This window comes from Ligilactobacillus hohenheimensis, from assembly GCF_947381805.1.
Lineage (GTDB): Bacteria > Bacillota > Bacilli > Lactobacillales > Lactobacillaceae > Ligilactobacillus > Ligilactobacillus hohenheimensis.
On record NZ_CANCXC010000001.1, the window covers coordinates 68,957 to 91,480 of the forward strand.

Genomic DNA, 22,524 nt, shown 5'->3' on the forward strand with positions numbered 1-22,524 from the left:
TATTGAAGAAAAATGGTTCGGCTTTGTAGCTAGCCATTAATCTGCGCCGGAGAAAATTCACGGCAAAGAGGAATGACGATATGCCAAGGATTATTGTGACACTTTTGATAACAGCGTTAATAGCGGCGCTCTTAACACCCATAGTTCGAAAAATTGCGCAGCGGATTGGTGCGTTGGACCGGCCGAATGCCCGGCGGGTTAACCAGGTTTCCATGCCAACAATGGGCGGGTTAGCAATTTTTATTGCATTCACGGTTGCTAATTTTGGCCCATTACGGGATCAGTATCCCGGCCGCCAACTAATCTGGTTATTCGTTGCGGAGTGCGTAATTATTATTACGGGAATGCTTGATGACCTTTTTGAGCTTCGCCCGTTTCAAAAATTAATTGGAATAACGGTTGCGGCAGGAATAACGTTTTGTGCGGGCATTCGAATGGCAATGGTGACCTTGCCGTTTGTTGGGGAGGTCCACCTGCATTGGTTAAGTTTACCCGCAACCTTAATTTGGATTATTGCAATCACCAACGCCCTTAACCTGATTGATGGGCTCGATGGCCTAGCTACCGGGGTTGCCTGTATTGCGCTGACGACAAGTGCGTTAATCGGGTACTTCTTCCTGGGGACAGCTAACATTTTTGTGTCAATCATGATGCTCGTTTTAGTTGCGGCAATGCTGGGCTTTTTACCGTATAATTTTCACCCCGCGAAGATTTATCTGGGGGATACCGGATCGCTGTTTATTGGGTTTATGATTGCCGTTTTTTCACTTTATGGGTTGAAGAATGCAACGATTATTTCCGTGATTATCCCTGTAATTATTTTAGGGGTCCCCATTACTGATACGGTATCGGCAATTCTACGCCGCGCTCTTAATAAAAAACCTATTATGCAAGCAGATAAGCACCACCTTCACCACCGGCTAATGGCAATGGGGTTATCCCACCGGCAAACCGTGCTGGTGATTTACGGGATTGCATTAATCTTCTCGTTAATTTCATTGTTATATGCGCTGTCCAGTTTCTGGGGAGCGTTAATCCTAACGGTTGCCGTCTTACTGGGGGTAGAGCTGTTCGTTGAGGCAATTGGCCTTGTTGGGAGTCACCGCCAGCCATTGTTGGACTTAATTCGAATTATTGTTTTGCGCGAAGAACCGCAGGATGGGCGGCGCCACTAAGTAACGCAAAAAGCTGGGACGTATCTATGTCCCAGCTTTTGTTTATGCACTTATTGACTGTGCAATACTAAACAATTTTTGTGCCGTGAACCTGGTTTACTTTGAGGGTGGAGGCGAGTTCTTCATAGTTATCACGGGTAACGCCCCCGCCAGGCATAATGGCAATTCGTCCGGCGGCGTAATCGATTAGTTGCCGAAGATGATCGGTGTTTGCCGTAATCGGGTTTGATGCGGGCCCGCCGTGAGTCAAAATCCGTTCAAATCCCCGGTCGACCAGGTAATCGATTGTTTGCTGTTGCTGTGCCCAGTCCAGTTCATCGAAGGCCATATGCATGACCAGCTGCATTCCCCCTGCAGCCGCACTTAATTGATCCATTACTTCAATATCGAGTGTTTTTTCCGGGGTGAGGGCGCCAAACGCAACGGCATCGATTCCAAGCGCCTGAGCCTCAAAAATATCCGCCTCCATGATTTTGACTTCGGTGTCAGTATAAACAAAGTTTCCCCCACGCGGACGAATCATCGCCGTTACCGGGATATGAAACTCGGCGGCGTACTTATGGGTTTCTGCCATAACCCCCTTACTTGGGGTGGTCCCGCCGACAGCGAGGTTGTCGCAGAGTTCAATACGCCGTGCACCGTTTTGAATAACGGTCGGAACGGTCGTAAAGTTTTCAACACATGCTTCCTTAATAATCATAGTTGTCTCTCCGTTTCTAGTTTGTTAATGGTTAACGGGATGCGCAAAGGAAACGCAAATGGCTTCCGGGGTGGCAATTCCCTGTTGGATAATGGTGAGTTTGCCGGTCCGTTGGTCCCGCGCATAGAGGGTCCCGCTGTCACTCTTTTGGTTAACCGCAAGAACAAAGTGTTCGGTCGGATCGAGGGCGAAGTCGCGGGGGAAATCGCCCGCTGTACTAATCTGCTGGATGAGGGTGAGGGTGTCGTTTTGGGTAGCAAAAACGGCAATGGTGTTGTATCCCCGGTTTGAAACGTATACAAACCGGCCGTCTGCGCTTACCCGAACAGCCGCACATCCGTTATATTCGGACCAGTCAGCTGGGATTGTGGGAACGGTTTGTTCAATCCGGAACAGTCCGGTGAGCGGTTCGTACTTGAGCCGGGAAACCTGGCTACTGAGTTCACCGACAATGTATGCTGTGTTTGAGTGGGGGACAAATGCAAGGTGCCGGGGGCCATAACCAGCTGGGAAATGCACAATTGCTTGGGCGAAAAGCCCGCCCTGGTCAGTAACGTTATACGTTGTTAGCGTATCGTTCCCAAGGTCAACCGCAAAGAGACGCTTGTCCGGAGTCAGGCCACACATGTGAACGTGGGCGCTTTCCTGTTCTGGCCGGGGACCGTTTCCCGTGTGTTGGATGGTTACCGCCCGGCTTAGCGTGTGGTCAGGATTGAGCCGGTAGCTTGTGATTGTTCCCTTATGGTAGTTGGCGGCAAAGACCAGTTGTCGTTCGTTATCAACACACACGTGGCACGGGTTAGGGCCATCATCCAGGACCCGGTTATTCAGCCGGTGCCGGTTCATTGCGTAACTTAACACGCCCCCTTGGCCCCACTGGGAGGCAATACTGATTAACTGCCCATCGGGGGTTTGCTGTAGGTAAGTGGGATTTTCAACTTCGAGGTATAGCTGCGGTTCGTCCACCTGTCCCGTAACAGTATCAAGGGTACCGGCGTAGATTCCCTGACTGGTTTTTTTAGTGTATGTTCCAAGTAAAAAGTGCTCTTTCATTCCATTATCCTCCGCATAATTACTCCATTTTAGTATATCATTTCACCCGGAGAAGCGAAGGCGTGGTGTGGTAAAATGGGAACGATAGTAATGGGAGTGACGGATGATGAAAGCTGTAATTAAAGAAGTTGGCCCTGCTGCTCTCCAGAAGGGTGATCCGTTTTTAATTTTGTTTGAGGAGGATGCGGCGCCCATGCTCCGGCAGGTGGCGGTTCTGCAGCAGTTTACTGACCGAACGCCGGTAACCTTACAGGCAGGACAGCAGATTAAAATCGGTGACCAGGAGTACACGATAGCCTTTGTTGGCCCGGTGGTAAACGAAAACCTGGCAACGATTGGGCATACCGTCCTGGTTTTTGATGATGTACCGGCAGAGCCGCGGCATAACGGGGTTTACCTGACGCCCGAGCAAGTTCCCCAAATTAAACCGGGAATGACCATCATTTACGGGGAGGATTAGCAGTGGCTAAGCAGAAGAAACTGAAAAAGACAAACGAGGAACGGTATTTAGACCAGCATGGAGTTGCGTACACCGAAAAAAACTTCGACTGGGTTGGTCGGGGCCAGGTGGCCTTGGAGGATGCAGCTGCCGTGGGAGTGGCTGCCAAGAGCATTTTAAAAACAATTGTGCTGCAAGCCAACAATGACCCGCACGATTACCTGGTTGTTTGTTTGCCGGTCGAGGATGAAATTGACCTGAAGACCGTTGCCCGGGAATTAGGAAAGAAACAGCTCCATTTAGCCGACGCTAAGCGGCTAGTTAACATTACGGGGTACGTTCATGGTGCCAATACACCAATTGGAATTCATGCGAACAAGGGGTTCCCAATCTACTTTGACGAACGCATTCAGGAATTTTCAGAAATTTCTGTATCGGCTGGGAAGCTTGGTCGGTCCGTTCGGGTGAACCGGGAAGCATTAGTCACCCTGGTTGAAGGCCAGTATATCCACGTTGTTCGCGGATAAGGGTTGTGTTCTAGAAGTTAACGTGTTAGATTGAAGATACATTTAGCAATTATTTATTGGGTTGTTGCTAATTATTAACGTAGCCGTTCGCCGTGCCCACACCGAATGGTTACGCTTTTTTTATGGATGAAAGAGGAATGGATTATGACTAACCACATTGTGTTATTTGAACCACTGATGCCGGCGAATACCGGGAACATTGCCCGGACCTGTGCAGGAACGAATACGGTGCTGCACCTCATTAAGCCGTTAGGATTTTCAACGGACGATAAGCACCTTAAACGGGCGGGGCTAGATTACTGGGATAAGGTTAAGATTGTTTATCACGATAACCTGCCTGCTTTCATGGCAACGTTAACGGCAAATGATGACCTGCACATCGTTTCTAAGTTTGCACTGCGTGATTACGCCAGCATTGATTATAACCAACCGGAACGGGACCAGTATTTCCTGTTTGGAAAGGAAACAACGGGGTTGCCGGAACCGTTTATGCGGCAACATCCCGATGAATGTATCCGGATTCCGCAAAACGATGAGCATATCCGGGCATTAAACCTGTCCAACACCGCGGCAATTATTATTTATGAGGCGCTCCGGCAGCAATCCTTCCCGCAACTTGAGCGGGTTCACCAGTACGAAAACGATAAACTAAAATAGGAGGGACACCATGGCACGGAAGCAAGCAACTTCCCGGAAGAAGACAACTTCCCGGAAAAAACGGACAACAAAGGCTTCTCAACAAGTGAGCGCCCGTTCCTTACGGGTTAGCGGCGCATTAATGATATTAATCGCCACCCTTGGCCTCTTTAAACTCGGCTTTGTTGGGGCAATGATTGGTAATGTTGTCCGCATTTTCTGGGGGGATGCCTACCAGATAGGGATTATTCTGGGAATTATCTTGGGAGGGTTTTTGTTAGTTACTGCCAAGTGGCCCCGGATAACCGCCCGGTATGAGGGTGGGGGTGCGCTTGTCTACCTTGGAGTAATGCTCTTTTTAACCATCCACACCATTGGGACCCTGGGTGCTCATAGTCATTTTATTGGAATTACGTGGAATACGATTGTCAACGACATGGTTGGGGGGAGCGTCGCCAGTTCGGTTGGTGGCGGACTAGTCGGCGCGGTGTTATACACCATGACGTTTTTCCTGGTTGCCAAACCGGGGAGCTATCTGGTAGCGGGGCTTGCAGCGATTGTTGGGCTGTGCGTCCTTGCGGGGGTAACCGTTCAGGAAATGATTGACGTTGTTGGACGCGTTATGCAAGTTAGTTTGCAACATTGTGGTGCGTGGGGCCGCCAGTTGATGGCAACGATGCAGGAGCACCGGCCAAAGCAACGGACAGCCGAGAAGCAACCGTCCACTAGCACGGCTCCGGAACCTCCTCAAGAGCAGGATGATGAGCAGCTTCCTCAATCGGTGGCCGACCGGACGGAGGATAGTGTTAAGGAAAGCGCCCTTAATACGCAGGTGGCAAACTGGAGTGACCAGTCACCCGCGCCAGAAAAACCGGCGGAGCAGCCGGTCGAGATTTCGGCAACTAAGGCAAATCCGAACTACCAGCTGCCGCCAGTTGGTCTATTGCAGGACGTCCCACCAACTGACCAGAGCAAGGATAAGGAGATCATTGCTAAGAACCAGCAGGTCCTCCAGCAGACCCTCACAAGCTTTGGGGTGGACGCGGAGATTAAGAACACCATTCTGGGCCCAGCGGTAACGAAGTATGAGTTGCACCCCGCAATTGGGGTCAAGGTTAGTAAGATTGTCAATCTGGCGGATGACCTTGCCCTTGCCCTTGCAGCCAAGGATATTCGGATTGAGGCGCCGATTCCCGGGAAGGCCCTGATTGGAATCGAGGTCCCTAACCAGCAGGTCGCAACCGTTGCGTTTAAGGACATTATTTCTGCCCAGCATAAGGATCCGAAGAAACCCCTGGAGGTTCCGCTAGGACGGGACGTATCGGGAAACCTGGTAACAGCCGACCTCGCAAAGATGCCTCACCTGTTAATTTCTGGTTCAACGGGGAGTGGGAAATCGGTGGCGATTAACGGCATTATTACGAGCCTCCTGATGAAGTGCCCACCGGATCAGGTCAAGTTAATGCTTGTTGACCCCAAAAAGGTTGAACTGGCGGTGTACAACGGGATTCCGCACCTGCTGACGCCCGTGGTCACTAACCCGAAAAAGGCGGCAATGGCCCTTAATAAGATGGTTGAGGAAATGGAGCGGCGGTATGATTTATTTGAGGACACTGGCCAGCGCAACATTGCCGACTATAACGCAATGGTTACGCGGCAAAACGCCGACCAGGGGACCGCAGAGCCAACCTTACCGTACGTTGTTGTCATCGTTGATGAGCTTTCTGATTTGATGATGGTCGCTTCGGATGCGGTTGAAGGGGCGATTATTCGGCTTGCTCAAAAAGCGCGGGCTGCTGGGATTCACATGATTTTGGCAACGCAGCGGCCGTCCGTTGATGTTATTACCGGGTTAATCAAGGCTAACGTCCCGTCCCGGATGGCCTTTGCGGTTGCATCGGGCACGGATTCGCGGACCATTCTGGATGTAACGGGAGCAGAAAAGCTTTTGGGCCGGGGTGACATGCTGTTTAAGCCAATTGATGCAAATAAACCAGTGCGGGTTCAGGGCGCGTTTATCTCGAGCCAGGACGTTGAAAACGTCGTTAACTTTGTGAAGCAGCAACAGGAAGCGGAGTATGACGAGGCGCTAAATATTTCAGACGAGGACATTGCGGACTCCCAGCCGGCCGAATCAGGGGAAGACGCCCTGTTTGACCAGGTGATTGACCTCTTACGCCACGAACAACGGTGCAGCGTATCAATGTTGCAGCGCCGCTTTAAGATCGGGTATAACCGGGCGGCGCGGATTGTCGATGAGTTAGAGGAGAAGGGGATTGTCGGCCCCCAGGATGGGAGTAAACCGCGGCAAGTCTTCTTACCAAAAGACGAATAGCTTTCACAACATGTAGTGGTTATATATTTGACAACCACTACATGTTGTTGTTTAATGGTGGTGTTGTGCATGACAGAAATTATTAAATAAGGATTGAGTGGAATGAAAGACGAGTTAAACATGTGGCGGCATCCCCTAGGGTGGTTTTTGCACCAGATCAGCGGATGGCCGCAGGCAAACTATTACTTATGGTGGTTTGCCTTAGGAAGTCAGCTGATGCTTTTAGTGACGGGTAAGATTACAACGCTTACCCTGGTCACGTTTGCAGGGACGATGATTGGGGTATTGTGTATCCTTTCGATCAACGCCGCAAAGTCGGTCAACGGAATTTTAGGGGTAATCAGCGCACTTTGTTTAATTTATGTTGGTTTACAGGCAAAGAACTATCTTTCATGTTTTGAACAGGTTGCGTACATGCTTACGCTTGATTTCCCGGTAATTTTTGCGGTGAAGAGCTGGAATGATGAAACCGTTCATCATTTGCGCAAGTTTACTGCCGGCAAGTGGATGGTCGCTTTGATCGCAACGGCAGCGGTATGGATCGTTTCTGCGTGGGCTATTGGCCGGTATACGAATGATCCGCGGCCGTGGATTGACGGGCTGAGCTTTGCGGTTAGTCTTACTGCGGGGATCATGTGTTTTCTCCGGTACAATAACCAGTACTACTGGTGGTTGTTTAGTGGAGTTGCCCAGTTGGTTCTGTGGGCCGTGACGTTCAGTCAGGGGGACGCAACGCTGGCAATGGCCGTTAACTCGAGTATATACGTTGTGAATGACCTAATTGCCTTTTGGAAGTCACCGTGGTTTGAGCGGGGGCGGCGCCAGGTAGGTTTGGGTCAGCTTGAAAAATAGGATATTAACGGCAAGCTGGGATGATTAGTTCCAGCTTTTTTGATGGCATTGATGTAAAAGATGTTTGACAACTAACCGCCGAATTAATATACTGTAGGTGTAAAATATATTTTACATTTAGGGGGTGCAGAAGTGCAAAACCGAATTTTACAGTTGCGCAAGGCACAGGGGTATTCCCAGGCACGGCTGGCTGATTTGACCGGGGTGACGCGGCAAACAATTAATGCGATTGAAAACGCCAAGTATTCCCCGTCGCTGGAATTAGCATTTACCCTGGCGCGGGTGCTGGGCGTGACGGTTGATGAACTCTTTACGATGGAGGATGGTGATTAGGATGACGTGGATTAAAAAACAGTTATTAGTACGAGCGGTAACGATGACGCTGATGTTGGTTTGTTTTAGCGGATTAGTAATGTTTATTGATAACCGGTTATTATCGGGCGTTTGTTGCCTGGCAATGGCGGTGGTGGCAATTATCCGACTACGGTTAGTTCGCGAATCAGTTAACGGAATGAAACCGCGAGTATGGGCGTTGCGGGCACGGCCGTCGTATCCTGCGGGCGATGAACGGGAACAGCACCTGGTTTTAAGTGCGGGCTATATTGCGGGGCAAACAGTCGTTGTGTTGACAATCGTTTTTGTATTTGGCCTTGCCCTAATGAATGCGGCGCACCCAGTTATGGTTCCGCTCCCGGTTGTTGTGGTTGCGGTTCTTGGAATGATGATTATCCACGAGTGGTTGGTCGTCGGCCTTTACTGGTACCTTGAGGCGCACCAGTAGGAAACAAGGAAGCCCCCGTTTTAGTTCTGGGGTGTTCGGTGTATAATTATCCCGCGAATTAGTACGGAAGGAGGCGCAGGTATGCGCCGAAAGTTAACGACGGGGGCCCACTTAATGGTGCTCCCCACCAGTCAGTTTAAGACCATTCGGGTGATGGTTTCGTTTGCGACGAAGATTATCAGCCCGGAGCAGCTTGCCCAGCGGACGCTCCTGGCAAATATTCTGGAGGTTAGTAGCACCCAGTATCCAACCCAGCGGGCGGTTGCCCGGGCGCTGGCGGATTTGTACGGGGCAAATTTTGGGACGACCGTAGTGCGGAAGGGCACCCGGCACGTGATTAATTTTATTTTAACCATTCCGGCTCCCCAGTTTATCCCGGGCCAGCCGGCTTTGCTGACCGCTGGCCTTGATTTTTTGCGGGAAATGATTTTTAATCCGTTGTTGCACCAGGGACACTTTGATGATGAGGTGGTTGCCCAGCAGCGCCGGATACTGGTTGATTATCTGACGGGAATGGCGGATGATAAGCAAACACTCGCGGCCCACCGCTTAGCCGGCGAATACTTCGATGATCCGGCCCAGCAGGTCAGTCCCCTGGGAACGGTGGCTGACGTGCGCGCACAAAACGCGATGACGTTAGCGGTCGCTTACCAGCAAATGCTCACGGCAGACGAGGTTTTGATCGGCGTTACGGGGGCTGTGGATGAAGCACCCGTGATTGCCGCGGTCGCAGACCGGTTGCCGTTTACCCCCCGGCAGCCCCTTGAACGTGAAATCACGTACCACCAGCCAGAACGGGCAACCGTTACCGATCAGGTGTTAGCATTGCCTGTTAACCAGGCAAAGTTTGACCTTGCTTTTCGACTGCCAGTAACGTATGGAACGCCTGACTATTACGCTGCCGTAGTAATGAACGGTCTCTTTGGGGGAACGGCGTTATCGTACCTGTTTACGACTGTGCGGGAACAGGAGAGCCTGGCGTACTATGCCAACAGTACGTACGATGCTTTCCGTCAAACCGTAGTCGTTGAGACGGGCATCGAAGCCCAAAACACGCCGGTGGTTCGGGACAAAGTGATTGCCCAGTTACACCGGCTACAAACGGGGGAATTTTCCTCCGCACGGTTGGACCAGGTGAAGGCAACGTTGGTTAACGGTTACCGGGCGAATCTTGATTCGCAGGGAACCCCTCTTAGTCGGGAGTTAACCCGCCAATTAACGGGCCAGCCGGTTAGTATGGCAAAAACAATGCGGCGGACGGAAGCCGTTACGAAGCAGGCGGTGATGCGCGTTGCCCGGAAATGTCAGTTGCAGGCAACGATGTTATTGAAAGGAGCGACCGGGAATGCGTCAGATTAAGTATAATCAGCTGCACGAAACCCGGTATCAGCTAACGTTAGCGAACGGGTTACGGGTTAACCTGATGCCCCGTGCCGGTTACCAAAAGAGCTATGCGCTCCTGACAGTCAACTACGGTGGGATTGATACTGCCGTGACGTACCGTTCGGGGAAGCGGGTGACGTACCCCGAAGGGATTGCTCATTTTCTGGAACACAAGATGTTTGAGAAGCGGGATCACGATGCGTTTGACCTCTTCGGAAAATACGGGGCGGATGCCAACGCCTTTACGAGTTACACCCAAACAAGTTACCTGTTCAATACAACCACGCACTTGACGGAGTGCTTACAAATTTTACTTGATTTTGTATTTGATCCGTATTTTTCGGCCAGAGGAGTGGCGAAGGAACAGGGGATTATCGGGCAGGAGATTCAAATGTACCAGGATGATCCGGATTGGCGGCTCTTAGCGCAGTTAGGGCAAAGTATGTACCCCAAAACAGCGTTGGCCGCCGACGTTGCGGGCACCCAGGAATCAATTGCAACAATTACCCCGGCGATGTTGTACGCGTGCTGGGCAACGTTTTACCAGCCGGCAAACATGACACTGTTTGTTACGGGTGGATTTGATGCTCAGCGGATTGCCGCGTTTCTTCAGCAGCTTCCGTTGCTATCCCGGCCCGCGCCAGCGTTTGTGCGCCAGCCCGTTGCTTTGGCTTCTCCGGTAAAAAGGACAACGCTACACTTGGCGGTTAACCGGCCACGGATTGCGGTGGGATTACGGGGGATAACGGTGCCTGTTTCAGGACTTCCGGGGCTTCGGGCGCGCCTTGCTGGTCAGATTGGGCTGTACCTGCTCTTTGGTGAAGATACGGCATTTTACCAGTGGCACTATGATTCGGGATTGCTCGATGATAGCTTTAGTGCCACCTACGAGTATGAACGGGGCTACCACTTTATGACGATTACGGGAGAAACACCCCGACCGGAAGAATTAATCCAGGTTGTTCGCCAGCAGCTCGCACGGGCAACGGATCAACTGGTAACCGCACAATCGGCGTTTGAACGTGCTAAGCGGGAGTATACGGGGCGGTATCTCCAGGCAATTAATTCGCTTGAAACGGTGGCTGATTCCGCGGCGGCGTTTCCGGGTGACGTAACGTTGTTTGAGGCGCTTGGTGAGCTGCAGCGGTTAACGTTGGCGGATGTTTGTGAACACATGAAGTGCATGGTAAGTCAGGAACCATGCGAAGTAACACTTTTACCGGGAGATGATTAGTGATGAAGTGGGCGTTAATTTGTGGTGCGTCCGGTGACATCGGAACGGCCGTTGCCCGGCGGTTGGCGGCGCAGGGCTGGTCGTTATACTTGCACTATCATACGGGAAAGGACCGGATTACGGCGTTAACAACTGAATTACAGGAACAGTATTCCCGCCAGGATTTTCTTCCCGTTGCGGCTGATCTAAGTGAAATAGATGCTGCTGCGACAATTGCCAATCAATTGTTTGGCCTGGATGCCGTTATTTTTGCCCAGGGAACCACCGAGTACGGGTTATTTCATGACAGTGATCCAGAGCGGTTTGCTTCCATGTTAAGGGTTCAGTTGCAGACCCCCCTTCGGTTAGTGCAACTAGTTGAAGAGAAGTTAGCTCAGCGTCAACATGGCCGGATTGTATTTGTGGGTTCGGTGTATGGTGGTGCTGGCAGTGCCATGGAAGTGACGTACAGTACCATTAAGGGCGCATTAAGCGCATTTGCCCGCGCTTATAGTCAGGAAGTGGCGGCAACGGGGATCACCGTCAACGTTGTTGCTCCCGGAGCGGTCGATACGCGGATGAACGCGATGTTTGACGATGAAACGCGTGCGGCGGTGGCTGCCGATGTTCCCGCTGGCCGCTTTGCGACGCCCCAGGAAATTGCTTACTGGGTAACGGGATTGCTTCAACCAGAGGCCCAGTACATGACGGGGCAAACACTTTACGTCACCGGGGGCTGGCTTAAGTAGAAACTGCGGTTTCACGAGGGCGGAATGTGCTATACTGGTGAAGAACTCGAAGAGGAAATCATGGTTTATTGGAGAGATTCCTAATGGACAATATTGGACAAACATTAAAAGCTGCACGGGAAAAGAAGGGGTACACCCTTGATGATTTGCAGCAGATTACTAAGATTCAAAAACGGTACCTGATTGCAATCGAAGAAAATAATTTCGAAGCACTTCCCGGGCAGTTTTACGTGCGGGCCTTTGTGCGGCAGTATGCGAACACCGTTGGTCTTGACGGGGATGCGGTTGTGGCCCAGCTAACAAAGGGAAGTGTTACTGATAATGCAGGCGGTGCGGCCGGGCAGTCCCTTTCTCGCCGGCGGCAAAATGGTCCTGCACCAGCAACAAAGCCGGGAATGCTTGAGCGGTTAAAACAACAGTTGCCGTTAATCACCATTATCGGGGTTGTCGTTTTGATTATTGGTGGGGTGGTGTACGCATCGGTTCAGAATCGGCGGGCGACGCAACACGAGCGGCAAATTGCCCAAACGAGCCGGAAGGTGACGGTTAATAATAACGTTCACCACCATCATTCGTCTGCGGTAACTAGTTCTACCAATAGTAAGATTTCTAGTGCAACGGTTGCAAGCAGTTCAACTAGTTCAATGATGACGAGTCGATCGTCATCTGCCCAGTCTTCGAAGGCTAAGCACCATAAGAAACAATCATTTAAGTTAACCCGGAAGAGCGGGAAGACCTTTGTTTACAAGATGAAGAATAACGATGGAAACAACGTGATTCAGTTAACGGGGAAGGCTGATGAATCATGGTGTTCCGTTGCCGTTAACGGGGAAACCCTCTGGCAGGGAACGTTAATGGCCGGAATGAGCCGGCAAATTCGGATTCCGGCAGCGGCAACTAACGTTCAAATTAGCCTAGGGAACTCCAAGGAAACACTGATTAAGTTTAATGGCCGGAAATTTAATTTCCTGAAGGCCAACCACAAGTTAACCGTGCGGAGTATCGTCATTAATATGGGAACGGTCCCTGCGCAGACTACTGGAACTGTAACGAACGGAACGCTGCAAACGGTGAACCGCGATTATTAGTACTTAGGAAGGAACTATAAGAAATGAACTTACCGAACAAGTTGACGGTCGGCCGGATTATATTAATCCCCGTTTTTATGCTTTTGCTGGTGGTTCCCTGGCACTGGGGAACGGTAACCATTGCCGGAACAACGATCGGGTGGACGCACTTAATTGCGGCACTTGTATTTGCAGGAGCGTGTGTGACGGACTTTATTGACGGGCAAATTGCGCGCCGGCAGCACCTTATCACCAATTTTGGTAAATTTGCGGACCCCCTGGCGGATAAAATGTTGGTGATGACTGCGTTTATTTTCCTTGTTCAGATGGGAAAGGTTCCGGCGTGGGTGGCAGCAATTATCGTTTGCCGGGAATTGGCAGTAACGGGGTTGCGCTTAATCGTTGTTGAAAACAACGGGCAGGTCATGGCGGCAGCAATGCCGGGAAAAATTAAGACGTTCACGCAGATGTTTGCCATTATTTTTCTGTTGTTGAATAACGTCTTCTTTGTGTCCTTTAACTTTCCAATTGGAACGGTGTTGCTTTACATTTGCCTGTTCTTTACGGTTTACTCGGGGTGTGATTACTTTTACCACAGCCGGGCGGTATTTGCCGATTCGTTCGGGAAGAAATAAGAAAACAGTTAAAATTGCGGGCTTGGTAAGCACCACGGTGGTGATTGCCCGGGCCTGCATTTTTAAACCGGTGAAAAACAGGAAGACAAGTGCAAAATTGATACGGAAAGAGCGTAATTAATAAGTGAGGGGTTCATGGAATGGAAGAATTGCAACGGATGGCTCATCAAGTTGGGGCGGATTTAATTGAACAGGATAAAACAATTACTGCGGCGGAGAGCTTAACCGGTGGGCTCTTTCAGTCCACGTTAACGGCGGTTCCTGGAATTTCTGCTGTTTTTCCGGGGGGATTTGTAACCTACTCAAACGAAGCGAAAAGCGTGTTGTTGGGGATTCCGGCGCCGGTAATTAACCAGTTCGGGGTTGTTAGCGAAGAAGTGGCCCTGTGGATGGCTCGCCGTGCCCGTGAAATTATGCGAACTGACATCGCACTTTCCTTCACCGGGGTAGCTGGTCCGGCTGAGCTGGAAGGGAATCCGGCCGGGACAGCGTGGATTGGGTTAGCCAGTGAACAGGGGACGACCGCTCAGAAGTACCGTTTTGATGGCGACCGCGACACCGTGCGCCAGCAGTGTGTGTTGACGGCATTCCAGTTGGTTTCTTCAGAGTTGGGCAAACATTAGTTCGTATTTTTCTTGATTTTTGTGATTGAGTTCGGTATTCTAAGGAAGGTAAGCCGGATTTGGCAGAGAAACTTGGACGGAAAGTAGGAATGATTCTTGGCAGATGAACGACAAACAGCGCTTGATAACGCGCTAAAGAAAATTGAAAAGAGTTTCGGAAAGGGCTCCATCATGAAGATGGACGAACAGGTTAATACAGAAATCGAAACCGTTTCAAGCGGATCGATTGCCCTTGACGAGGCGCTTGGTGTTGGTGGGTATCCGCGGGGCCGGATTATTGAAATTTACGGTCCTGAAAGTTCAGGGAAAACAACGGTGGCTCTCCATGCTGTGGCTGAAGTCCAGAAGATGGGCGGGAAGGCTGTTTACATCGATGCTGAAAACGCGATGGACCTTTCGTACGCCAAGGCACTTGGGGTTGACACGAGTGATTTGATTCTTTCCCAACCTGACACTGGGGAAGAAGGGCTTCAGATTGCGGACATGCTGGTTACATCGGGAGCCATTGACATTATCGTTGTTGATTCGGTTGCTGCATTAGTTCCACGGGCAGAAATTGAAGGCGAGATGGGGGACGCTCACGTTGGGCTGCAGGCCCGGTTGATGTCCCAGGCGCTCCGGAAACTTTCCGGTTCAATTAATAAAACCCGGACGATTGCAATCTTTATCAACCAGATCCGGGAAAAGGTCGGCGTGATGTTTGGAAATCCTGAGACGACCCCTGGTGGACGCGCACTTAAGTTCTACTCAACAATCCGGCTGGAAGTACGGCGGGCTGAGCAAATTAAGAGCGGAAGCGATATTATCGGTAACCGAGTTAAGATCAAGGTCGTAAAGAATAAGGTTGCCCCGCCGTTTAAGGTTGCCGAGGTTGACATCATGTACGGTGAGGGGGTTTCCAAGACCGGTGAACTTCTTGATATGGCCGTTGAAAAGGACATTATTAAGAAGAGCGGCTCGTGGTTCTCGTATGGTGATGACCGGATTGGTCAGGGCCGTGAAAACGCGAAGACTTACCTGAAAGAACATCCTGATATGATGAAGGAGGTTACCGCGAAGGTGCGGGCTGCTTACGGGATTGCTTCACCGGATGAGGAACAGGAGGCCCATCCTGATGAGTTGCCGTTAGATGATCAGAAGTAAAATTGGTGATCGTTGGTTGGTTTTGACCAACGATTTTATTTTATGATAAATTTGGTCGATTGGTTATCTGAGTGTTGACACTGCTCGCGCCGGACGATTAGAATAATGCTGTGTGCAATTAATCAATTAACATCTAAAACTCGATTTGCTAATTAGACGATGTGGGGGTGTAGCATTATGATGATTTTTGCTATCCTCGCCGTCGCCGTTATAACGTTAGTAGTTGGTTTTGTTTTGGGAACGGTTTTTCGGAAACGGACCTATGAAGCGCACCTTGATCAGGCTACGCAGACTGCTGATGGGATTATTCAGCAGGCCAATAAGGATGCGCAGGCCGCTAAGAAAGAAGCGCTTTTAGAGGCCAAGGACGAAAGTCACCGTTACCGGAAAGAGGTTGAACGCGAATTAAAGGATCGGCGAGCTGAGGTTCAGCGACAGGAAGACCGGTTAATTCAACGGGAAGCTACCCTTGATCACAAGGATGAGTCCCTCGAGAAGCGGGAACAGTCGCTTGAACACAAGGAAAATCGGCTGGCTAATGATCGAAAAGCGCTCGAAAACAAAAACAAGAAGATTGACTCACTCGTTGCGCAACAGCAGGAACGACTTGAGGAAATCGCTTCGCTAACTGAGGACCAGGCAAGGGGTCAAATTCTTGCCAAAATGAAGGATAAGTTGAGTCGGGAACGGGCAATCATGATTAAGGATTCCGAAGCAGAGGCAAAGGCTGAAGCTGATCGGCGGGCTAAAAACCTGATTACCCAGGCGATTCAACGATCTGCTGCGGACACTGTCTCTGAATCGACGGTATCGGTAGTCAACCTTCCAAACGATGATATGAAGGGCCGGATTATTGGGCGTGAAGGCCGAAACATTCGGACCCTCGAAACATTAACGGGAATTGACTTAATTATCGATGATACTCCCGAAGCAGTTGTGCTGAGCGGGTTTGATCCTGTGCGGCGTGAAATTGCTAAAATTGCCCTTGAAAAGTTAATCCAGGACGGGCGAATTCACCCGGCGCGGATTGAAGAAATGGTCGAAAAGGCTACCAAGGAAATGAATAGCAAGATCCGGGAAACCGGGGAACAGGCTATTTTTGACCTTGGGTTACATTCGATGCACCCTGATTTAATCAAAACGGTGGGGCGGATGAATTACCGGACCAGTTACGGGCAAAACGTCCTCAACCATTCGATTGAGGTTGCAAAGCTAGCAGGGGTGCTGGCAGCTGAGTTAGGCGAAGATGTTACAATGGCGAAGCGCGCAGGATTGTTACATGATATTGGTAAGGCCATCGATTACGAGGTTGATGGTTCACACGTTGAAATTGGGGTTGAACTGGCGAAGAAGTACCACGAAAGTAAGGTTGTGGTTAACACAATTGCTTCCCACCATGGTGATGTAGAGCCCCAGTCAGTGATTGCGGTACTGGTTGCTGCGGCGGACGCAATGTCTGCTGCCCGGCCAGGAGCTCGGAGCGAATCACTTGAAAGTTACCTTCACCGGCTGAAGAAGCTGGAGGAGATTGCTAAGAGCTTTAAGGGCGTTCACAAGAGTTACGCAATCCAAGCTGGTCGTGAAGTGCGGGTAATTGTTGAACCAAAGCGGGTAAATGACCTGCAGGCAACAACGCTTGCCCACGACATTAAGGCAAAAATTGAAGACGAGCTCGAATATCCGGGCCAGATTAAGGTGACGGTAATTCGGGAGACCCGGGCAATTGACTACGCTAAGTAGCGTCCCGGAAAACGTGACGGTCATGACACTGGTTATGACCGTCACGTTTGTCTTACAACTCCCTGGTGAAGGAACTCCGGCAGGATGATTATGATAGAATAATAACGAAATTAGTAAGAAGGACGCCTGAACCATGCAGTTTTTATTTATCGGTGACGTAATGGGCACAGCAGGCCAACACATGGTCGCGGAATACTTGCCCAAATTAAAGAAGAAGTATCACCCCCAGCTAACCATTGTTAACGGGGAAAATGCCACCCGGGGGCGGGGAATCAACGAAAAAGTTTATAAAAAGCTTTTGGCAGCCGGAGCAGACGTAATCACGATGGGGAATCATACGTGGGATAATCCGCAAATTCAGGATTTTATCGACCACGCAGATAAGCTGATTCGGCCAGCTAACTTCGCACCCTCAGTTCCGGGGAAGGGGTACTGTACCGTTAAGGTGAACCAGCATAAGGTTGGCATCATTAACCTGCAGGGTCGGGTATTCATGAATCCGTGTGATGATCCGTTTGCAACGGCGCACCGGATTATTGAGCGACTAAAAAAACACGGGCACGTTGATGCAATTTTTGTTGATTTTCATGCGGAAACAACGAGCGAGAAGGAGGCGTTTGCCTGGTACTTTGACGGCCAGGTGACCGCAGTTGTCGGAACGCACACGCACGTGCAAACAAACGATGCCCGGGTATTGCCGCGGGGGACCGCGTTTATGAGTGACGCGGGAATGACTGGTCCGTACGACGGAATTTTAGGAATGGAACGGACTGCGGTAATTGACCGGTTTCTCACCCAGATGCCCGTACGGTTCACCGTCGCCGAAGAAGACCGCGCAATGCTGTGTGGCTGCGTGGTGGAGACGAAGGACGCCGATCCGTTTGTTGCCCGGCGGATTATTCCGGTTCAAATTAGTCCGGATCAACCCTTTTTTGAATAGGTCCGTTTGGTGTGGAGGTGAGAGAAGCAATGGCAAAAAAGACAACGCCGATGATGGAGCAGTACTTAGCGATAAAAAAGCAGTATCCGGATGCGTTTTTGTTTTACCGGCTGGGTGATTTTTATGAAATGTTTTATGACGATGCGGTGAAGGGCGCGCAACTGCTTGAATTGACCCTCACCGCCCGGAATAAGCAATCAAAGGAAAAGGTGCCGATGTGTGGGGTGCCCCACCACGCGGTGCAAAATTACATCGACATTTTGGTTGACCAGGGATACAAGGTTGCTATTTGTGAGCAGATGGAGGATCCCAAGCTCGCCAAGGGAATGGTTAAGCGCGAAGTCGTTCAGCTTATTACTCCAGGAACGTTGGTTGATCAGACTGAAACCAATGCTAAGGATAATAACTACCTCACGGCACTTCACGAATCACAGGAGGCGTTTGGGCTGGCCTACGTTGACCTTTCCACCGGGGAATTGCAGGTGACCCACCTGTCGGACCTCTCTGCGGTGGTCAACGAACTAATTAGCTTGCAAACCAAGGAAGTCGTTCTGGACGAAAGCGTTACGGCCGCAACTAAGAAACAGCTAAAAAAGCTCCACGTATTGCAATCATCGCAATTGCAGGTCAGTGACCATGCCGAGGTGGGCTTTGCTATTCAGGGATTAACCGACCAGAATGAGTTGGCGGCAGTTAAGCACCTTGTTTCCTACCTCATCGTGACCCAAAAGCGGGCGCTTACCCACCTTAAACGGGCGGTGAGCTACACCCCAACGGCGTTTTTGAAACTCGACCATTCCGCTGTCACGAACCTTGACCTGGTAAAAAATTCACGGACGGGAAAAAAGGCGGGAACGCTACTGTGGTTACTGGATAAGACTAAAACGGCCATGGGCGGGCGAGTGCTTCACCAGTGGATTCGCCGCCCGTTGCTTGATGCTGCGGCAATTCGTGACCGGCAGGAACGGGTCACCATATTATTGGAAAACTTCATGGAGCGTTCGGCCCTCCAGGAAGAATTAACCCACGTGTACGACCTTGAACGCCTTGTTGGGCGGGTAGCCCTGGGAAACGTAAACGGCCGGGACCTGGTCCAACTGCGCACGTCCCTGGAACACATTCCACAACTTCGTCACGTTGTTACCGAACTTGATACCGGGGCGTTTACAACACTGTTGAAGGACCTGGATCCGGTCAGTGACGTTACGGACTTGATCCACCGGGCAATCGTTGATGATCCCCCCGTAACCATTACTGACGGGGGACTCATTCGTCCGGGATACAGTAAACAACTTGATGAATACACGGAAGCGATGACGAACGGGAAGCAGTGGATTGCTGACTTGGAGCAGCAGGAGCGGGAAGCAACCGGAATTAATAAGTTGAAAATCGGGTTTAACCGCGTTTTTGGGTACTACATTGAGGTTTCCCGGGCCCACCTTGATAAGGTGCCGCAGGACCGATACCACCGGAAGCAAACGCTGGTGAATGCAGAGCGGTTTATCACCCCGGAATTGAAGGAAAAGGAACAGTTAATCCTTGGGGCGGAGGACCACGACGTTGCCCTTGAGCACCAGCTCTTCATGGAAATTCGCGAGCAAATTAAACGGGCAATTCCGCGCCTGCAGCGGTTAGCGGCCGCCGTTGCCCAACTCGACGTTCTCCAAAGCTTTGCGACGGTGAGCGAGGAGGGTCAGTTTGTCCGGCCGACGTTTGACACGCAACACCAGGAGATGGTGATTGAGCAGGGCTGGCATCCCGTGATTGCGAAGGTAATCGGAACGGAGGAGTACGTTCCCAACGACGTGCAGTTAACGCGGGACGCGCAGATTTTACTGATTACCGGGCCGAACATGTCCGGGAAGAGTACCTACATGCGGCAGGTTGCCCTGACGGTAATCATGGCGCAGATGGGGTGTTACGTCCCAGCTAAAAAGGCACAGTTGCCGTTGTTTGACCAGATCTTTACCCGAATTGGGGCTGCGGATGATTTGATCGCGGGAAATTCGACGTTTATGGTTGAAATGCAGGAGGCTAACGCAGCGTTGAGTAACGCTACTGCTAACAGTTTGTTGCTCTTTGATGAACTCGGGCGGGGAACGGCGACGTACGATGGGATGGCGCTTGCCCAGGCAATTATTGAGTATGTCCATGAGCACGTGCATGCCAAGACGCTCTTTTCAACCCATTATCACGAGCTGACCCAATTAACGGCCCAACTCCCGCACCTTAAAAACGTTCACGTTGGGGCGGTTGAACGGGACGGCAAGTTAATCTTTCTGCACAAGGTTGCCCCAGGGCCGGCTGATAAGTCTTACGGAATCCACGTTGCCAAGTTAGCGGGAATGCCGGCGCCCCTGATCAAACGGGCAAACGTGATCCTGCAGCAACTGGAGGCCACGGCTGATTCTAAGCCAGCGGATCCGGTAGCGGCGACGGATGAACAGCTCTCGTTGTTCGTTCCGGAAACACCTCCTGCTCCCCGTCCCCAAAAGGACCCGGTAACCGCGCCGATTGTGGATGAGTTACGGCAGTTAAACTTAATGGGGATGACGCCGCTGGATGCGATGAACCTTCTTTATAAGTGGCAGCAGCAACTCCAGGGAGGTGGCGTTGATGACAAGAATTCATGAGCTTCCAGAAAACCTGGCGAACCAAATTGCCGCGGGGGAAGTCATTGAACGACCGGCCTCGGTGGTCAAGGAACTGGTTGAAAACGCAATTGATGCGCACGCCCAGCGGATCACGGTTGAGTTGACGGATGCCGGATTGAAAACCATTACGGTGACCGATAACGGGGCGGGAATTGCCGAAGAGGACGTTCCGGTGGCGTTTCGGCGACACGCGACGAGTAAAATTACGGACCGGACCGATCTGTTTCGGGTGCACACCCTCGGGTTTCGGGGTGAGGCGTTGCCAAGTATTGCTTCGGTCGCAGACGTAACGCTCACGACGGCAACTAAGGACGCGCAGGCGGCAACCACGATCCACATCAAGGGTGGGGAGCAGGTGGCCCTTGAACCAACGGCGCACCGCCCGGGGACCGTAGTAACCGTTGCGGGGTTGTTTTATAACACTCCTGCCCGGCTAAAGTACCTCAAGTCCCCCGCCACCGAACTCGCCCATACCAGTGACCTTCTCAGTCGAATGGCACTCGGTCACCCAGAGATTGCGTTTCGGTTAGTTAATAACGGGCGCACCCTGCTGCAAACAGCCGGAAATGGTAAAATGCAACAGGCCATTAGTGCGGTCTACGGCGTCCGGGTTGCCCGGGAGATGCTGGCTGTTGACCAGCAGGACCTTGATTTTCACGTTACGGGATACGTCGCTAAACCAACAACCACCCGTGCTTCTAAGAAATACATGACAACCCTGATTAACGGCCGGACGGTGGTTAACCCAGTGTTACGGGCGGCAATTCAGGAGGGGTACGGAACGAAGTTAATGGTGGGGCGGTTTCCCATTGCGGCAATTAATATTCAGCTTGACCCGCTTTTGGTGGACGTGAACGTTCATCCAACGAAGCAGGAAGTGCGGTTAAGCAAGGAGGATCAGCTGGAGGCACTGATTGCCACCGCGGTTCGTCAGGGACTGGCAGGCGCTGATTTAATTCCTGCCGCTACCGTGTCCCCTAAAGAGGCGCCACGGGTAAAGCGCAGTGAACAACTGGACTTTCAGACCAGTGTTCATGCCCAGACGGTGCGTAACCGGGTGCATGCCGCGGTAATGGGGAATTCTTCTCCGGTGCCGGCTTCTCCGCAAGAAGAGCGGGCGGTAGCCACGGATGAACAACCAGCAGTCATTACCGTTAAGCATCGGACTGATCTTACCAGTCCTGCCATGCAGGCGTGGGACCGGCACTATCAGACAAACGTCACTGGAGCTAACGAGGCTGCCGCTAGCGTGCATTTTCCCCGGTTACGGTACTTAGGCCAGGCTCACGGGACGTATTTATTAGCTGAAGGTGATGATGGGTTATACCTGATTGATCAGCACGCGGCCCATGAACGGGTGAAGTTTGAGAAAATCACTACTGCTGCGGCTAACGAACACGTTGCAATGCAGGAACTGCTTGTGCCGGTCGTTTTGAACTATCCTGCAAGTGACGCGTTGATTGTGAGTGAACGGATGGATGATTTAAACCAGCTGGGGCTTACGTTGGCCGATTTCGGGCAGAACACGTTTATTGTGCGGGAGCATCCGGCGTGGATGGGGGAAACCGATGTGGCTGAACAAATCCGGACGATTGTGGATACCGTAATTGCCCATCGCAATATTACTACGGCCCGGCTCCGGGAAGCGGCGTTAGCGATGGCGAGCTGTAAGCAGGCGATTAAGGCTAATCATCACCTCGAACCAGCGCAGGGGCAAGCCCTTTTGGACCACTTGGCGGAGTGTACTAACCCGTACAATTGTCCCCACGGACGGCCCACCACAATCCACTTTACGGCCAGCGAGTTACAGCGGATGTTCAAGCGGATTCAGGATCCGCATCACAGCAAGCGGTCGTGGAACCAGTAATTAAGGAGGAAA

The 22,524-nt window shown here is 51.3% G+C and carries 21 protein-coding genes; 19 read left to right on the forward strand and 2 right to left on the reverse strand.

The window, feature by feature from the left end; translation table 11 throughout:
• Positions 1–80: 80 nt before the first annotated feature.
• The gene (locus QOR60_RS00380; RefSeq protein WP_283581382.1) at positions 81–1,175 is read left to right on the forward strand and encodes a glycosyltransferase family 4 protein; all 1,095 of its coding nucleotides are present in this window, start codon (positions 81–83) and stop codon (positions 1,173–1,175) included.
• A gap of 67 nt (positions 1,176–1,242) precedes the next feature.
• Here QOR60_RS00380 and QOR60_RS00385 read toward each other — a convergent pair whose 3' ends face one another.
• Complete coding sequence (locus QOR60_RS00385) at positions 1,243–1,875, reverse strand: copper homeostasis protein CutC (protein WP_283581383.1); 633 nt, start codon at positions 1,873–1,875, stop codon at positions 1,243–1,245.
• A gap of 24 nt (positions 1,876–1,899) precedes the next feature.
• Positions 1,900–2,928: a lactonase family protein gene (locus QOR60_RS00390; RefSeq protein WP_283581384.1), complete on the reverse strand. Its 1,029-nt coding sequence runs from the start codon at positions 2,926–2,928 to the stop codon at positions 1,900–1,902.
• A 106-nt stretch (positions 2,929–3,034) separates the two neighbouring features.
• Between QOR60_RS00390 and QOR60_RS00395 the strand changes: the two genes are divergently transcribed.
• From QOR60_RS00395 to mutL, 18 genes are all read left to right on the forward strand, one after another.
• On the forward strand, positions 3,035–3,388 hold the full coding sequence (locus QOR60_RS00395) for a PTS glucitol/sorbitol transporter subunit IIA (protein WP_283581385.1): 354 nt from the start codon (positions 3,035–3,037) through the stop codon (positions 3,386–3,388).
• A 2-nt stretch (positions 3,389–3,390) separates the two neighbouring features.
• A complete protein-coding gene (locus QOR60_RS00400; RefSeq protein WP_283581386.1) occupies positions 3,391–3,894 on the forward strand; it encodes a YbaK/EbsC family protein in 504 nt (167 codons plus the stop codon).
• Positions 3,895–4,038: 144 nt separating this feature from the next.
• Complete coding sequence (locus QOR60_RS00405) at positions 4,039–4,551, forward strand: tRNA (cytidine(34)-2'-O)-methyltransferase (RefSeq protein ID WP_283581387.1); 513 nt, start codon at positions 4,039–4,041, stop codon at positions 4,549–4,551.
• 10 nt (positions 4,552–4,561) lie between these two features.
• Positions 4,562–6,865 (forward strand): DNA translocase FtsK, encoded by a 2,304-nt coding sequence (locus QOR60_RS00410; protein WP_283581388.1) that lies wholly within the window; start codon positions 4,562–4,564, stop codon positions 6,863–6,865.
• Between the two features lie 102 nt (positions 6,866–6,967).
• Positions 6,968–7,717, forward strand: coding sequence for a nicotinamide riboside transporter PnuC (gene pnuC / locus QOR60_RS00415; RefSeq protein ID WP_283581389.1), 750 nt, complete (start codon positions 6,968–6,970; stop codon positions 7,715–7,717).
• Between the two features lie 132 nt (positions 7,718–7,849).
• Entirely contained in the window at positions 7,850–8,050 is a 201-nt protein-coding gene (locus QOR60_RS00420) for a helix-turn-helix transcriptional regulator (RefSeq protein ID WP_283581390.1), read from the forward strand.
• Between the two features lies 1 nt (position 8,051).
• Positions 8,052–8,498 carry a hypothetical protein gene (locus QOR60_RS00425; RefSeq protein ID WP_283581391.1) on the forward strand — a complete coding sequence of 149 codons (447 nt, stop codon included), beginning with the start codon at positions 8,052–8,054 and terminating at the stop codon, positions 8,496–8,498.
• An 81-nt stretch (positions 8,499–8,579) separates the two neighbouring features.
• Positions 8,580–9,857: an EF-P 5-aminopentanol modification-associated protein YfmF gene (yfmF, locus tag QOR60_RS00430; protein WP_283581392.1), complete on the forward strand. Its 1,278-nt coding sequence runs from the start codon at positions 8,580–8,582 to the stop codon at positions 9,855–9,857.
• Positions 9,844–11,115, forward strand: a complete 1,272-nt coding sequence (yfmH, locus tag QOR60_RS00435; protein ID WP_283581393.1) for an EF-P 5-aminopentanol modification-associated protein YfmH — start codon at positions 9,844–9,846, stop codon at positions 11,113–11,115. The genes yfmF and yfmH overlap by 14 nt, the downstream gene beginning before the upstream one ends.
• A 2-nt stretch (positions 11,116–11,117) precedes the next feature.
• Complete coding sequence (ymfI, locus tag QOR60_RS00440; RefSeq protein ID WP_283581394.1) at positions 11,118–11,843, forward strand: elongation factor P 5-aminopentanone reductase; 726 nt, start codon at positions 11,118–11,120, stop codon at positions 11,841–11,843.
• 83 nt (positions 11,844–11,926) lie between these two features.
• Complete coding sequence (locus tag QOR60_RS00445; RefSeq protein WP_283581395.1) at positions 11,927–12,931, forward strand: helix-turn-helix domain-containing protein; 1,005 nt, start codon at positions 11,927–11,929, stop codon at positions 12,929–12,931.
• Positions 12,932–12,954: 23 nt separating this feature from the next.
• Entirely contained in the window at positions 12,955–13,545 is a 591-nt protein-coding gene (gene pgsA / locus QOR60_RS00450) for a CDP-diacylglycerol--glycerol-3-phosphate 3-phosphatidyltransferase (protein ID WP_283581396.1), read from the forward strand.
• A 140-nt stretch (positions 13,546–13,685) separates the two neighbouring features.
• Positions 13,686–14,168 carry a CinA family protein gene (locus tag QOR60_RS00455; protein ID WP_283581397.1) on the forward strand — a complete coding sequence of 161 codons (483 nt, stop codon included), beginning with the start codon at positions 13,686–13,688 and terminating at the stop codon, positions 14,166–14,168.
• A gap of 96 nt (positions 14,169–14,264) precedes the next feature.
• Positions 14,265–15,311, forward strand: coding sequence for a recombinase RecA (recA, locus tag QOR60_RS00460; RefSeq protein ID WP_283581398.1), 1,047 nt, complete (start codon positions 14,265–14,267; stop codon positions 15,309–15,311).
• A gap of 174 nt (positions 15,312–15,485) precedes the next feature.
• Entirely contained in the window at positions 15,486–17,051 is a 1,566-nt protein-coding gene (gene rny, locus QOR60_RS00465; RefSeq protein WP_283581992.1) for a ribonuclease Y, read from the forward strand.
• Positions 17,052–17,184: 133 nt separating this feature from the next.
• The gene (locus QOR60_RS00470; RefSeq protein WP_283581399.1) at positions 17,185–17,991 is read left to right on the forward strand and encodes a TIGR00282 family metallophosphoesterase; all 807 of its coding nucleotides are present in this window, start codon (positions 17,185–17,187) and stop codon (positions 17,989–17,991) included.
• A 29-nt stretch (positions 17,992–18,020) separates the two neighbouring features.
• Positions 18,021–20,624, forward strand: coding sequence for a DNA mismatch repair protein MutS (mutS, locus tag QOR60_RS00475; RefSeq protein ID WP_283581400.1), 2,604 nt, complete (start codon positions 18,021–18,023; stop codon positions 20,622–20,624).
• Positions 20,608–22,512 carry a DNA mismatch repair endonuclease MutL gene (gene mutL / locus QOR60_RS00480; RefSeq protein WP_283581401.1) on the forward strand — a complete coding sequence of 635 codons (1,905 nt, stop codon included), beginning with the start codon at positions 20,608–20,610 and terminating at the stop codon, positions 22,510–22,512. The genes mutS and mutL overlap by 17 nt, the downstream gene beginning before the upstream one ends.
• The last annotated feature ends 12 nt before the right edge of the window (positions 22,513–22,524 follow it).

What these genes read in the sequence shown, in the direction of transcription:
- QOR60_RS00380 (WP_283581382.1), top strand. Translation starts at nt 81, where the DNA reads ATGCCAAGGATTATTGTGACACTTTTGATAACAGCGTTAATAGCGGCG.
- QOR60_RS00385 (WP_283581383.1), bottom strand. Translation starts at nt 1,875, where the DNA reads ATGATTATTAAGGAAGCATGTGTTGAAAACTTTACGACCGTTCCGACC.
- QOR60_RS00390 (WP_283581384.1), bottom strand. Translation starts at nt 2,928, where the DNA reads ATGAAAGAGCACTTTTTACTTGGAACATACACTAAAAAAACCAGTCAG.
- QOR60_RS00395 (WP_283581385.1), top strand. Translation starts at nt 3,035, where the DNA reads ATGAAAGCTGTAATTAAAGAAGTTGGCCCTGCTGCTCTCCAGAAGGGT.
- QOR60_RS00405 (WP_283581387.1), top strand. Translation starts at nt 4,039, where the DNA reads ATGACTAACCACATTGTGTTATTTGAACCACTGATGCCGGCGAATACC.
- QOR60_RS00410 (WP_283581388.1), top strand. Translation starts at nt 4,562, where the DNA reads ATGGCACGGAAGCAAGCAACTTCCCGGAAGAAGACAACTTCCCGGAAA.
- pnuC (WP_283581389.1), top strand. Translation starts at nt 6,968, where the DNA reads ATGAAAGACGAGTTAAACATGTGGCGGCATCCCCTAGGGTGGTTTTTG.
- QOR60_RS00425 (WP_283581391.1), top strand. Translation starts at nt 8,052, where the DNA reads ATGACGTGGATTAAAAAACAGTTATTAGTACGAGCGGTAACGATGACG.
- yfmF (WP_283581392.1), top strand. Translation starts at nt 8,580, where the DNA reads ATGCGCCGAAAGTTAACGACGGGGGCCCACTTAATGGTGCTCCCCACC.
- yfmH (WP_283581393.1), top strand. Translation starts at nt 9,844, where the DNA reads ATGCGTCAGATTAAGTATAATCAGCTGCACGAAACCCGGTATCAGCTA.
- ymfI (WP_283581394.1), top strand. Translation starts at nt 11,118, where the DNA reads ATGAAGTGGGCGTTAATTTGTGGTGCGTCCGGTGACATCGGAACGGCC.
- QOR60_RS00445 (WP_283581395.1), top strand. Translation starts at nt 11,927, where the DNA reads ATGGACAATATTGGACAAACATTAAAAGCTGCACGGGAAAAGAAGGGG.
- pgsA (WP_283581396.1), top strand. Translation starts at nt 12,955, where the DNA reads ATGAACTTACCGAACAAGTTGACGGTCGGCCGGATTATATTAATCCCC.
- QOR60_RS00455 (WP_283581397.1), top strand. Translation starts at nt 13,686, where the DNA reads ATGGAAGAATTGCAACGGATGGCTCATCAAGTTGGGGCGGATTTAATT.
- QOR60_RS00470 (WP_283581399.1), top strand. Translation starts at nt 17,185, where the DNA reads ATGCAGTTTTTATTTATCGGTGACGTAATGGGCACAGCAGGCCAACAC.
- mutS (WP_283581400.1), top strand. Translation starts at nt 18,021, where the DNA reads ATGGCAAAAAAGACAACGCCGATGATGGAGCAGTACTTAGCGATAAAA.
- mutL (WP_283581401.1), top strand. Translation starts at nt 20,608, where the DNA reads ATGACAAGAATTCATGAGCTTCCAGAAAACCTGGCGAACCAAATTGCC.